At 47.7% G+C, this 13,705-nt stretch carries 9 protein-coding genes; 4 read left to right on the top strand and 5 right to left on the bottom strand.

What is annotated here, in order from left to right; all coding sequences use genetic code 11:
• Window positions 1–44: 44 nt before the first annotated feature.
• From rsmH to LC508_RS26405, 4 genes are all read right to left on the bottom strand, one after another.
• Window positions 45–1,094: a 16S rRNA (cytosine(1402)-N(4))-methyltransferase RsmH gene (gene rsmH, locus LC508_RS26420; RefSeq protein ID WP_033140234.1), complete on the bottom strand. Its 1,050-nt coding sequence runs from the start codon at window positions 1,092–1,094 to the stop codon at window positions 45–47.
• A gap of 70 nt (window positions 1,095–1,164) precedes the next feature.
• The gene (locus LC508_RS26415; RefSeq protein ID WP_158587233.1) at window positions 1,165–2,241 is read right to left on the bottom strand and encodes a Gfo/Idh/MocA family protein; all 1,077 of its coding nucleotides are present in this window, start codon (window positions 2,239–2,241) and stop codon (window positions 1,165–1,167) included.
• A 12-nt stretch (window positions 2,242–2,253) separates the two neighbouring features.
• The gene (locus LC508_RS26410; protein WP_033140236.1) at window positions 2,254–2,637 is read right to left on the bottom strand and encodes a VOC family protein; all 384 of its coding nucleotides are present in this window, start codon (window positions 2,635–2,637) and stop codon (window positions 2,254–2,256) included.
• A 417-nt stretch (window positions 2,638–3,054) separates the two neighbouring features.
• A complete protein-coding gene (locus LC508_RS26405; RefSeq protein WP_103731698.1) occupies window positions 3,055–3,885 on the bottom strand; it encodes an Rpn family recombination-promoting nuclease/putative transposase in 831 nt (276 codons plus the stop codon).
• 397 nt (window positions 3,886–4,282) lie between these two features.
• Here LC508_RS26405 and LC508_RS26400 point away from each other — a divergent pair, with 397 nt between their 5' ends.
• Window positions 4,283–5,587, top strand: coding sequence for an RNA-binding domain-containing protein (locus LC508_RS26400; protein WP_033140237.1), 1,305 nt, complete (start codon window positions 4,283–4,285; stop codon window positions 5,585–5,587).
• Window positions 5,588–5,626: 39 nt separating this feature from the next.
• Here LC508_RS26400 and LC508_RS26395 read toward each other — a convergent pair whose 3' ends face one another.
• Window positions 5,627–8,455, bottom strand: a complete 2,829-nt coding sequence (locus LC508_RS26395) for a tetratricopeptide repeat protein (protein WP_033140271.1) — start codon at window positions 8,453–8,455, stop codon at window positions 5,627–5,629.
• A gap of 278 nt (window positions 8,456–8,733) precedes the next feature.
• Here LC508_RS26395 and hutH point away from each other — a divergent pair, with 278 nt between their 5' ends.
• The 3 genes from hutH to LC508_RS26380 are packed head-to-tail and all read left to right on the top strand — an operon-like array spanning window position 8,734 to window position 13,685.
• Window positions 8,734–10,284 carry a histidine ammonia-lyase gene (gene hutH, locus LC508_RS26390; protein ID WP_033140238.1) on the top strand — a complete coding sequence of 517 codons (1,551 nt, stop codon included), beginning with the start codon at window positions 8,734–8,736 and terminating at the stop codon, window positions 10,282–10,284.
• 18 nt (window positions 10,285–10,302) lie between these two features.
• Entirely contained in the window at window positions 10,303–11,649 is a 1,347-nt protein-coding gene (locus LC508_RS26385) for a YjiH family protein (RefSeq protein ID WP_033140239.1), read from the top strand.
• A 35-nt stretch (window positions 11,650–11,684) separates the two neighbouring features.
• On the top strand, window positions 11,685–13,685 hold the full coding sequence (locus tag LC508_RS26380; RefSeq protein ID WP_103731700.1) for an oxidoreductase: 2,001 nt from the start codon (window positions 11,685–11,687) through the stop codon (window positions 13,683–13,685).
• The last annotated feature ends 20 nt before the right edge of the window (window positions 13,686–13,705 follow it).

Raw genomic sequence — 13,705 nt, 5'->3', positions numbered from 1 at the left:
ATAATTACTTATGAATCTCCATGCCATGGTCTTTAAGCTTCTTGTTATGCTTTGACGGCCCAGCGCATTTTTGTAGACCTTGCACGTGGATTTCTTCTGCATTCCTCTGCGGACGGCCGGATCACTTCTGTGGATACTTCCCTGTATACACCTGCTTTGCAAAGCTGCTTGAAGGATTTTTTCACAAGCCTGTCCTCCCCTGAATGAAAGGTCAGAATAGCCGCGCGGCCGCCCTCTGCCAGAACATCGGGCAGCTTCTCCAGAAAGGCTTCCAGCACCTCAAACTCGCTGTTCACATCAATCCTGAGTGCCTGGAAGGTTCTCTGGCAGGATTTTTTCACAGCCTCCTCCCGCTCCTTTTCCGGTACACGGCAGAGTGCTTTCTCGATGATTCTGCGAAGCTGTGTGGTGGTGGACACCTCATTTCCTTTTTTTAATTCCTGCATAACAGCCCTGGCGATCTCCTCTGCAAAAGGCTCGTCTGAATTTTCTACCAGCATTCCCTCCAGTTCTTCCTGGGTCACTTCCTTAAGGCGCTGCGCAGCGGAGACACCCTTTTGGGGATTCAGCCTCAGATCCAGAGGTCCGTCCGTTTTGTAGGAAAATCCTCTGTCAGGATTGTCTATCTGCATGGAGGATACGCCCAGGTCCGCCAGAACAAAATCAAACTTTCCGGCCTGTTCTGCCACCTGGTCAATATCAGCGAAATTTTTCTGTATGATGGTAAGTATCTCAGGGCCGTATCCTTTTTTCTGCAGCCGCTCTCTCGTCTTTTCCATCTCAATGGGGTCCACATCCAGGGCATAAATATGGCCTTCTGCCTGCAGGCATTTCAGCATTTCCGACGTGTGTCCGCCGTACCCGAGGGTTGCATCCAGACCTGTCTGCCCCGGCTGTATCTGCAGAAAATCCAGGATTTCCTTTACCATAATGGAAATGTGCATTCCGGCAGGTGTACTGCCTTTTTCAATGACCTTTTGGATGGTATCCGCGTATTTCTCCGGCTGCAGTTCTTTATATTTTTCTTTATAATTTCTTGGATGGGTGCCTTTATAGCGGACACGGCGCTTGTGCTGCTGTTCTTTCTTTTCCATTGCTGCTGCTCCTTTTATATACAAAATGGGGAACTGTTCCGTTCTCCCGGCTGCTGAACCTGTCTTTTCCTTATTTTGTCCAGCTATGGCTCCGGGTCTTTACGCTCTCCCCTGACTTGACTGCGCTTTTTATCATACAGTCAAGATACTGGTCCTGACAGGCTTCCTCCAGGGAATAGAAGCTCTCACCACCGCATACATACTGATGCATTTTCCAGACAGTATCTGCTACGGCAATTTCCTCGTCACTGAGTCTCGGCCTTCCGAATGGATTAAGGTACAGCCATTCTCCGGCTGCCTGGATTCCCTCTATGACCGGGGCGCCAAGGCCCTCGTCTATACCGGAACCGCTTCTTGTCATATTGTATTCCACCGGTGTTTTGTAATCTTTCAGACAGCGGATGGTATTGTTTTCTATTTCCCCTCTGTCACCTCGGATCAGCACTCTGCTGCCCCGGATTTTCGAAAAATACTGTTCTTCCGTAAAATCAAATACACCCCATTTGCCGCCAAAATCAAGCACTGCAAACTGCCGTCTGTCCTGTATGATCTGCTCTTTCTCGGGATATCCGGCGCGTCCCGGGCCTTCCACAATGGGATTGGCAAATTCCCATGCCCGAATCTCACAGTTTTCAAATCCCACATCCAGATATTTTCTGAGCAGGCTGACACCGTGATATCCATGGCCCACGGAAATCTGTGCCTGTGTCACACGGCCGATCCTTCCCGACTCAATGACAGCCATCCTCGCCATATGGGCGGGCCGCAGCCAATACTGCTCTGCGAACTGCACTCTGGATGGGTCCTTGATCCCGTGATAATACTCCTCAATGGCATCTGCGCAGTTCAGCGCAAATGTCTCGCTGAGCACATAAAAGCCCAGATCAGAAGCCTTATTAAGCATCGCCGGCATCACATCCGGGGAGAGGCACATGACCACAAATTCCACCTCTTCCCTGCACTTGGCAAGCGCATCCAGGTCAGGCAGAACCTTAACGCCCCATTGACGCTCCAGCCGTTTTGCTTTTTCCGGATTCCGCTCCACCACAATGCTCACATGAAAAAATTCCGGAAGCTCTTTTGCCGCCCTCAGGAAAAATTCAGCCCTCCATCCGGCGCCCACAATACCAAATACTGCTCTTTTCATACCCATCTCCTCCTACAGAATCTCACAGAACTCGATTCTTTCTCTGTTCGGCCCTTCAATGATAAAAAATTTGATTCCTTTTTCCCAAAAAGGAAGACTGTTGATTCCCGGGGTCAGCATGGTATATCCCTCCTGTTTCATTTTCTCATACAGCTCTTCCACATGTTTTGTGTCAAGCGCAAAATGATCCACACTGCCGTCACGCTCCGACGCAGCACCATTTTCATATATTTCCAGTGTTAAATTTTCATATCTCAGGAAGGCCACAGTCTCTGCCCCGTTTTTTACCTGATAAATATTTTCAAATCCCAGTTTTTCATAAAACTCAAGACTTTTCTTTATATCATTTGTGGGAATTCCAATATGCTGCAGTCCTGTAACGTAATTTTTCATCATATGCATTCTCCTTTTCTTATGTGATGCCTGTACTGTTTTCTTATACTATTTTCTGGCACAACCGATCATGCCCGGCATTCTGCTGTGGGGCAATCGTGTAGTTTTATACTATCATAATTCGGGGAAACTGGCTATCAGAATTCCTCTGCCCGTCATATAAAAATATACGTAACTGTCCGGTCGGGTCCTGCGCATTTTGTGCACTGACCGTACATAAGAATAACGGAAGCAGATATCTGCCCCGTGGCAAAGCGTTTTTTCATAGGCAAATGCCGCGAATGCTTCTGACGGCCGGATGGTTACAAATATAATTGATGATAGGGTTTGTCATATGCCGGATATGGCATAGAATTGTAAGACAGGGATGCTGCAGGCAAATGGCCGCAGCATCCTTATATGATAATTTTGAAACGCCGTTTAGATTTTATCCATTTCTTTTATAAACTCTGCAACTGACTCCGCGCGTGCCGCCAGCTTCAGATATTTTGAAAGGATATCCGTATCCTGTTCCTCCAGGATTTTGCTTCTGAGTTCATCCGGTATCATACCTGAATCCTGCAGCAAAAGCAGGATAGATTCCGCTTTGCCCAGCGCTTTGCCTTCTGCTCTGCCCTCCACTCTGCCTTCTGCACGTTCATCCTTCAATAACTCTTCCAGCAGCATAAACTTCTCCTCCATTTCCCGGCTGCTTCTGATATCCTCCATGGACTTCTGGATCTTTCTGATAAAGCTGTCCTGGTAGTCCCGGGTACTGTCTGCCTCGCCGGCTCTGACAAATTCAAGAAATTTAACAAGTTTTTCAGGCACCTCTGCCGTATTGTTTCCGCATGTGCTCAAAAAAATAGTAGTGCTTCCGTCTGCAATGGATAAGCCTGTCTCCGTGCAGATGTTTTGGAAAGTATAGCGGTACTTTTTCTGCCCGAATGGATCAAAATCGCAGATAAAAATCACATAGGCCGCAGGAAGTTCCCTGTAGTCTTCTCCGGTCAGCAGCAGTTCCATATCCATTTGGCTGTGATAATATCGGGCTCTTTTTCCCAGATGGGATTTTTTTGCCACCTGCATTTCCACATTATAGTGGGTCCTGTTTTCATCCCGGGCGATAATGTCAAGCCGTATGCCCCGGTATTCCGGATGGTAGATCATGCTTTTCTCTTTGCTGATCTCCACCTTCTCGATTGGAAAGCCTACAGCTAATTCCAGAAAATCACGGCAGATTTCCTCATGCACCATAACTGCATCGAACATAAAATTATCCTTAAATAAAAGTTGTGCCGGTTTTCTGTTTTGATTTATATATAACCTCCGCACAGGCAGAGGAATTCTGTTTTGATTATAGCACAGTCTGTTTTATTATACCATATAAAAATCAGCATTTGCAAACTTACGAATCATTTTCCGGTTATTAGTAAAAGAACATTTTTCCCTATTGCATTAATCTTAAAAAAACATTCTTTCCGCAAATATTTATTATTCTCATTACCTTGACAAGTATGACAAGAATGAGTAGAATGTAATTAGAATATCGCAGTTTAGAAGACAGCCGGATGTTAGAATGTAATGCAATCCACGTACATGCGTTACAAAGAAAACAGAAATCCGAACAACAGCGTAAAACGTAAAATAAGAAAAGGAGGGTATTTTTATGATATTTCAGGAAAATGAAACAACAGAACTGAAACGAATTGTTGTGGACGATATAAAAAAAGAAATCATTGCCTTTGCAAACAGCAACGGCGGTATTTTATATATAGGAGTGGATGACAGCGGTAATATCACTGGAATTCACAATCCCGATGAGACAATACAGCAGATTGCAAATATGGTGCGTGACAGCATTAAACCTGATATTACCATGTTTCTTCATTATGAAACACTAAATTATGATGGCAAAAATATAACAGCGATCCATATACAACGTGGTACAGAACGTCCTTATTACCTGTCCAAAAAAGGACTGCGCCCGGAGGGCGTCTATGTAAGGCAGGGCACCTCCTCTGTACCGGCAACAGACACTGCGATTCGTCGTATGATAAAAGACACCGATGGAGACAGTTTTGAATCCATACGTTCTCTGGAACAGGAGCTGACTTTCTATGCCGCGGCTTCAGAATTTTCTCAAAGAGAGATTGCTTTTGAAACCACACAGAAAAAAACACTTGGTATCCTGAATCACGATAATCTCTATACTAATCTTGGCCAGCTTCTCTCAGACCAGTGCACCCATACGATCAAGGCTGCTGTTTTTGAAACAGATGACCAGAGCGTTTTTAAAGACCGCCGAGAGTTTTCCGGCTCCCTGCTCAAGCAGCTCACTGATGTGTATGATTATATTGACCTGAGAAATCAAACCCATGCGGAATTTGACAAACTGAGACGTATTGACAACCGCGATTATCCGGAATCTGCTGTACGTGAAGCACTACTCAACGCCTTAGTCCACCGCGAATACTCTTACAGTGCGGCCACTCTAATCAGCATATATCCCGACCGGCTGGAATTTGTCTCCATCGGCGGCCTGCCGGACGGAATTTCTCTGGATGATATTATGCTTGGCCTCTCTGTATGCCGCAACCCGAAACTGGCCAACATATTCTACCGTCTCCAACTTATTGAAGCCTACGGTACCGGTATACAAAAAATCATGAGTGCCTACTGGGGAACAGGGAAGACACCACAGATCAAGACAAGCAGTAATGCATTTAAAATCATACTCCCCAATCTCAATGCAGATTCGAGGATAAGTACAGAACAGACTCCGGAATCCAAAATGATGGAACAGGTCTTAAGCCTGGCAAAAACGCAGGGTGCTGTCACCCGTCGGGATGTGGAGGACCTGCTGACTGTCAGCCAGGCCACCTCCAACCGTCTTATCAAACGAATGCTGCAGTACAAACTTTTATCCCAACAGGGCAGAGGCAAAAATACCCGGTATACCATTGCCCAATAAATCACGAGTAACCATTCAGACCACCGAACCGTTACTGTCTCACCTCAAAACTCTTGCCGCCTTCAGCCTTGCCCTGGTATCCTCCAGCATTTTCAGTTCCTCCGCTGTCATATCTTTCTGTGAAAAGATTTCAGCCATACGGAAATGTTCCAGCGCCTTGTCCTCCTCTTTTCTGGACAGGGCGATGACGGACATGCAGCATTCCCCCACCGAACGAAGCCAATAGGTACCGAACTCATCGTAGATTCTGGCGCTCTTCTGAAAATACCGCTCTGCCTCCCCATAGTTCCCCTGCAGATATAAAATATATCCGTAATCCTCATAAAACAGATCCAGGCTCTTTGTCACGCGTTTTTCCTGGCAGAGACAGATGGCTTTCTCCATGATCTTACCGGCCTTCTCATACTCCCCGCGCCGCCTGTAGATCAGCGCCAGATAGTCATAGGCGCCTGCCACATTAAAATAATTGGCCCGTTTCATCTTCGGGCTTTCAAATAACTGGATGGAGGAGAGCAGCAGATTTTCTGCCTTGTCATACTCTTCTTTCAGGATATTGCAGTATCCCTCCAGCCTCAGCAGTACCCCTCTCTCCCTGGCATAAGCCTTCAGGTTCTCTGTGGATTTTGCCTCCTTCAGATACTTTTCCATCCACTTGACACTGCCCTCCTTCAGGCCAAAGCAGATCAATTCCACGTATCCCTTGAGAAGCATATCCGTCCGTTCCAGCTCCCTGGCGCGCCTTATCATCTCCTGGATATACACGATCCCCTGCTTACGCTTGCCGTCACGTGTGAGCGAACGCCCTGCCAGGAAATCAAGGACCATATGCAGCTCCTCATAATCCCTGAAATCCACCTCATCCTCCATGGCTTCCAGGCGCTGGGTATACTCGTCCATATCCTGATAAATGCGTTCCCTGTCCAGCCTTAAACTCTTTCTCGTATCTTCATCATTGACCACCGTAGGGAAAAATTCATCGTAATAGTCCAGCACATACTGCAGATTCATAATATCATAATACAGCTTCTCATACTCGCAGTCTGTAAAACTGTAATGATACCGCAGTTCGGACAGATAAAAATATACCCCTCTGTTCTTCTGGTATATCTTTTCATAATACCGGATCGCCAGCTTGTGAAGTTCCAGCCGCTTAAACTGGGAGGTGCGTTCATATATCATGTCCCGCACCATTTTTTCCCGTATTTTCAGCATCCTGTGCTTTCCCGCGCCGGTCTCGGAAAGGAGCCTTCTTCGCATGAGAAAATCCAGGATCTTCATCACCTTCACGGAGTTTTCTTCCAGCATACTGCTAAGCTGCTGTACATCGGTACCGTGCTCCATCACAGACAAATACTCCAGATACTCGTATTCCTCCTGCCTGAATCCGGAAAACAGCCTCTCCAGTGTCCTCTCCGTCTCCGGCAGAAACTGAAAATTCTCTTCTGCCCCTACACGGATATTTTCCGCCACATCCTTCAGAAACCTCAGGTTTCCGCCTGTATATTCATAGATGCTGTGGGAGGAGAGTTTTTCCGGAAACTTTTCTCCCAGGGCATCCACCAGATATGCTCTGCTTTCCTCCTCCGTCAGATGGCGGAGTCTCACCACCCTCACCCGTGACACAGATTCCAGGCGTGCCAGAAGCTGCGGCTGTGCCTGAAAATTCGGGCAGTATTCCATTAATATAAAGAAGTCTCTTCTGTAACGCTCAAAAAAACAGGAGATAAGCAGATTGAGACTCTGTTCATCCACGGATTCCATGTTCCTCAGCAGCAGAATATAATTGCCGTCCTTTCTCCTGACCGCCTTCATCATGATCTCCATCCGGTTCCTGTAACAGATATCACTGTTTCCCCCGAAGAATTCCATATTCTCCTGGGGAAGAGCAATACGGCATCTGTCACAGATCTGCTCCATCACTTTCTCCAAAGCCAGATATCTGACCTGCTGGTCTGAAACCTGGAACTCCACGGAGATCACCCTTGCGTTCTCCATACTCTCAATAAACGTTTTTAAGACCATGGATTTCCCCATGCCAACACTTCCGCAGAGAATGCAGATATCCGCCTCCTCCCTGCGGCTGTATCTGAGATACTCCTTGGAGAGCTCTGCCACAGCCTGCAGATGGCCGCCGTAGAGAGAGCCGTCCCCTTCCTCCCTGCGCCGTTTGCGCATGAGCAGGATTTTTTCATACTGGTCCTTTGTACGTGGCTCCGGCTCCACTCCCACATCCTTCTTCAGATTCTCCGCAAACCCGGTATAGACCAGTACCGCCTTGTTATAATCCCTGCGCGCCGCATAAATCTGCATCAGCGCACAGCAGGCCCTCTCCTGATAAGGGTCCAGGAGCAGTATTTTCCTTGCATATCCCTCCGCCGCAGTGTAATCCTCTCTCTCCATGCATTTTTTCATGGCAGGAAGAAAACGGTCCACAAACAGCTTCTCATACACATTCTGAATACTGCTCACCCACTTTTCAAACCCGACACAATTTTTCAGATGAAACTTATCTAAAAAGCAGCAGTTCTCCATCTGCAGCAGATATTTTTCACCATTGTCCATGAGAAATACATCGGTATCCCTGACAATCTCTATCTCCGGGTCCAGCTTGATATACTCTTTCCCCATGGTCACAAGAACACCATCCCCCAACAGTGTCCGCAGCTTATACAGGCTGTTCCGCAGATTTCGCCTGGCTCCCTCCTCACTTTGCTCCTCCCAGAACAGGGCTGCCAGCTCATCCCTGGAACAGCTCTCATTAAAAAGAAGATATAATAGCAATGCCTGAATCTTTTTCTGCGGGATCACCACCCGGACCCCGTCCCTGATGATCTCCGGTTTTCCCAGAAAATGAACCGTAATTTTCATTTTTCCTGTTTTCCCCTTTGCTGATATATAGTTTATGTCACTGGAACATATCTGAAATATCTGCCTTACATTATATCTGAATTTTCGCATTCCGTAAAGAATTCATTGAATCGTCATCCTGAACATCTCCTCCTTTTTCACTTTTTCCTGTTAAAACTTTAATTTGCATGACATGTCAAGTCAGAAAGTGACGATAAACTGACATCTGTTGTCTATAATAAAAGAAAAGCGTGTGAAGTTTATAGAAAAACCACATATAAAAAAGAGGAGGATTTTTTATGCAAACAGTAGTAATAACAGGGGAAACACTGACGCTGGACGAATTGGTGGCAGTCTGCCGTTTTGACGCTTTCGTGGAACTGGACAAGGAGGCAGTGGAACGCATCCGTGCATCCAGAAAAATCATTGATGATTTTGTAGAACGCGAAGAAGTCGTTTATGGTGTTACCACAGGATTCGGCAAATTCAGCGATGTTGTCATTTCCAAAGAGGACTGTGTACAGCTTCAGAAAAACGTGATCATGACCCATGCAGTGGGAGCCGGAGAGGCATTCCCGGCAGAAGTAGTCCGCGGCATCATTCTGCTCCGTCTGAACAATCTGGCAAAAGGCTTCTCCGGTGCACGTCTCGAGACAGTGGAAACCCTGGTTGCCATGCTGAACAAACATCTGCACCCCGTCATTCCGCAGAAAGGCTCTCTGGGTGCCAGCGGCGATCTGGCTCCGCTCTCCCACATGGTGCTTCCCATGATGGGCATGGGGCTTGCTGAATATGAGGGACACATTTATCCGGGCAGAGAGGCCATGGAAAAAGCAGGAATCCCGGTCATCAACCTTCATGAAAAAGAAGGCATTGCGCTGATCAACGGAACACAGGTCATGACCGCTGTGGGAGCCCTCACAGTATATGATGCCATCCGCCTGATCAAATACGGAGATATCGCGGCAGCCCTCTCCTTTGAAGCACTGAACGGTATCACAACAGCACTGAAACCACAGGTCCATCTCACCCGCCCGCACAAAGGCCAGATCGACACCGCCCGCATTTTAAATGAACTGCTGGAAGGCAGTCAGATGACGACAGAGCAGGGCGAGCTTCGCGTACAGGACCCATACACCCTGCGCTGTCTGCCCCAGATTCACGGTGCATCTAAAAATGCCCTGAATTACATTATTGACCAGATAGAAGTGGAAATGAACTCGGTAACAGACAACCCGATCATCTTCCCGGAGACCCAGGAGGTCATTTCCGGCGGAAACTTCCACGGACAGCCCATGGCTCTCACCTTTGATTTCCTCGGTATCGCTGTCGCTGAACTTGCAGATGTGGCAGAACGCCGTATTGAGCGTCTTGTAAATCCGGCCCTCAACTACGGACTTCCCGCATTCCTGGTAGAGGGCGGCGGACTGAATTCCGGTTATATGATCGTGCAGTATTGTGCTGCTGCCCTGGTATCTGAGAATAAAATACTGGCTCATCCGGCCTGCGTGGACAGCATTCCTTCTTCCGCCAACCAGGAAGACCATGTATCCATGGGCACCATCTCCGCAAGAACAGCCCGGGATATTGCCGAAAATGTACGTCGTGTACTGGCTATGGAAATTCTCTGTGCCTGCCAGGCAATTGATTTAAGAAGCCAGTCAGATGCCGGTAAAAAGGGTGCGCTTGGAAAAGGAACAAAAGCAGCCTATGACATGGTCCGCAGCAGAATCCCATTCTATGACAAAGACCGTGAGCTCTACCCTGAAATCAATACCTGTGAAGAACTGCTTGCTGATGACAGCCTGCTCCAGGCAGTGGAAAACGCCTGCGGCCCCATCGTCTTTTAAAGAATATAGGAGTTAAATATGGAAAATAAAAAAGAATACAGCTCAAGCATTAAAGTACGTTTCTTTATCTGCAGTATTATCGGTGTTTTTCTTTTCTTTGTTACCATTCCTTACAATGGCAACAAAAAAGTGCCCATGGTACATATCATGGACATCATTCAGACTGCACTTGGTCCAAAAGTCCAGTATATTTTTGTTATGATTTCCTGCCTTGTTGTACTGGCAGCCAGCATCTATGTAAAATACGGAAAAAATGTACCCGGCATCCTGAAAAGCACTTATCAGAAAGATAATCTTTTCTCCTACTTTACCTATGTCACTGCAGCTATTTTCAGTGTCATGGCTATCTTCCAGATTGGGCCTGCTCCCATTATAGACCCGGAGATCGGAGAGACCTCTCTGAGCATTGCCGCTGATTCGTTCTTTGCCATCATGGTAGCCGGAACCCTGGTTGCCTTTATCACAGAATTCGGTTTTCTGGAATTTCTGGGAAAACTGCTCGAGCCGATCATGCGCCGTGTCTATAAGGTACCCGGCAAATCGGCTGTGGATGCTATTTCTTCCTTTGTGGCAGCTCCCGCGGCAGGCGTTATGATCACCAATGACCTGTATCAGAAGAAAGTATATACAGCCAGAGAAGCCAGCTCCATCACCACCAACTTCAGTATTGCCAGTCTGGGCGGTTTTGCCTTCCTGTCATCCATTGCAGGAATAGAAAATCTCTACAGCGAGGTTGTACTGGCGGCTTTTATCTGTGTATTTGTACTGGCGGCAATTATGATCCGTATTCCTCCGCTGTCCAGAAAACCGGATACCTATATTGACGGAACCGTACAGACAGAGGCCCAGAGAAAACCGGAACACTACAGTGGCCAGACATTTCCCACCGCGTACCAGGATGCCCTGGAAAAAGCATCGGGAACAAAATTCACTGTATTTTTAGAACAGCTGAAATCTTCTTTTATGTTTGGTATCAAGGTAAATGCTTTTATTGTATCCCTTTCCGTTATCTGCCTTCTGATTTTTAACTATACACCTATTGCCAAATGGATTGCCATTCCCATGGCACCGATCTTAAGTCTCTTAGGACTTCCGGATGCACAGCAGATTGCTGCTTCCTCCATTGTGGGAATCTTTGCGTTGTCCATACCGGCAACCCTGATCAAAGGCAAAGCTGTGGCTGCGGCCAGTGCGTTTTTCGTTGTTGTGCTGTCCACATCACAGATCATATTCTTTACGGAGAGTGCCAACGCCATGCTGGAATCTGATATTCCCGTAGGCTTCGGAGACCTTGTTAAAATTTTCTTCATCCGCACCATCATTCTGATTCCAATGGTAGCGCTGATGGCAAAAATACTGGTGTGACAAACCGGTAAATCTATATTCGGAGTGTGAAAATCATGAAAGAAAACCATAAAATCTTATTTGAGCCTTACCAATTGGCAGGCTGTACCCTGAAAAACAGATATGTGATGGCAGCCATGGGCACCGGCGGTATGGTAACCGCTGAGAATACATTTAACGAACGCGGAATTGAATACTATGTGGCAAGGGCCAAAGGCGGTGTGGGCCTCATCATCACAGGTACCATTTACGCGGAAAACGATATTGAAAAAGCAGTGGACGGAACCATGCCGTGCCCCACGGACAACCCTTCCACATTTATCATGAACACAGCGGAAATGTGTGAGCGTGTCCACGCTTACGGCTCCAAAATTTTCACTCAGCTCACTGCCGGCTTCGGCCGTGTGCTGAAACCTCACCTGCTCTGCGGACAGCCCCCCATCGCCCCCTCCCCGATCAGCAGTTACTGGGATGAGAACCTTATGTGCAGGGAACTGACCGTGGATGAGATCCATACCATCGTAGAACGATGCGGCGATACGGCAAAAATCTGCCAGCAGGCAGGCTTTGACGGTATTGAAATCCATGCCGTCCATGAGGGATATCTTCTGGATCAGTTTGCCATTCCGTTCTTTAACAAACGGACGGATGAATACGGCGGATGCCTGGAGAACCGTCTCCGGTTTGCCTGTGAAGTAGTGCAGAATATCAAGAAAAAATGCGGTGAGAAATTCCCGGTCATCCTTCGCTACTGTTTAAAATCCTACATAAAAGGCGTGCGCCAGGGTGGCCTTCCCGGCGAAGAATTTGAAGAACTCGGCCGTGATATCCCGGAAGGTATCGAAGCTGCCAAGATTCTGGTCAAAGCAGGCTACGATGCACTGGATGTGGATGCCGGAGCCTATGATTCCTGGTACTGGTCCCATCCGCCTATGTATTTTGAAAAGGGAATGAACCTTCCCTTCGGCGAAATTCTGAAAAAAGAAATGGATGTCCCCATCCTCATTGCCGGACGCATGGAAAATCCGGACCTGGCTTCCGAAGCCCTGCGGGATGGCAAAACCGACCTGATCGCCCTGGGCAGAAGTCTTCTGGCTGACCCTGACACGGTAAATAAAATCCGAAGCGGCAGATTCGAGTTTGTCCGCCCCTGTCTCGGATGCCATGAGGGCTGTATGAACCGGCTTATCACCGCCAAACCTGTTTCCTGCGCAGTGAACCCTTCCTGCGGAAGAGAGACATACTATGATCTGAAGCCCGCATGTGTACAGAAAAAGATTCTCATCATCGGCGCCGGCGTGGCAGGTATGGAGGCAGCAAGAGTACTGAAACTCAGAGGACATTCCCCTGTCATCCTGGAAAAAAGCAACCGGCCGGGCGGCTCCCTTCATCTGGCAGGTGCACCTTCATTCAAGCACGATGACTTAAAGCTGATTGACTGGTATCAGAGAACCCTGGAGGAAATGGGTGTGGAGATTCATTACAATACTGCTGTTACGGCAGAAACCCTGAAATCCTATCCCCATGACGCCGTGATCGTTGCCACCGGTTCCACGCCGCGGACCCTCCGTCTGCCGGGAAATCACGATATGTACCCTGCAGAGCGCATCTTCTCCGGCGAGATCAAACCGGGCAGCCATACCGTCATCATCGGCGGCGGTCTTGTAGGATGCGAACTGGCCCTTGACCTGGCTGAAAACGGGAAACAGGTGACGATACTGGAAGCCCTGCCTGAGATTTTATCTGCAGGGGCACCGGTTCCCCATATGAATAAGATCATGCTGAAGGATCTGCTGCACTTCCACCATGTACAGCAGATTGCAGGCGCAGGCGTCAAATGCATCGAAGGAAACACGGTGACCTACACAAAAGACGGTGAAGAGCACAAATTAGACGCTGACACATTTGTCTGTGCCATCGGATATACCTCCAACAATTCACTTTACGAGCAGTTAAGCCTGGAAGAAAATGAGATTTATCTGCTGGGTGACGCACGGAGAGTACGCAATATTATGTATGCAGTCTGGGATGCCTACGAGCTGGCACGCAGTCTGTAAAGGCAGGGAAGGATATACAA

The organism is Blautia parvula (assembly GCF_020215665.1).
Classification (GTDB): domain Bacteria; phylum Bacillota; class Clostridia; order Lachnospirales; family Lachnospiraceae; genus Blautia; species Blautia celeris.
This window is presented reverse-complemented; position numbering and strand designations above follow the sequence as displayed.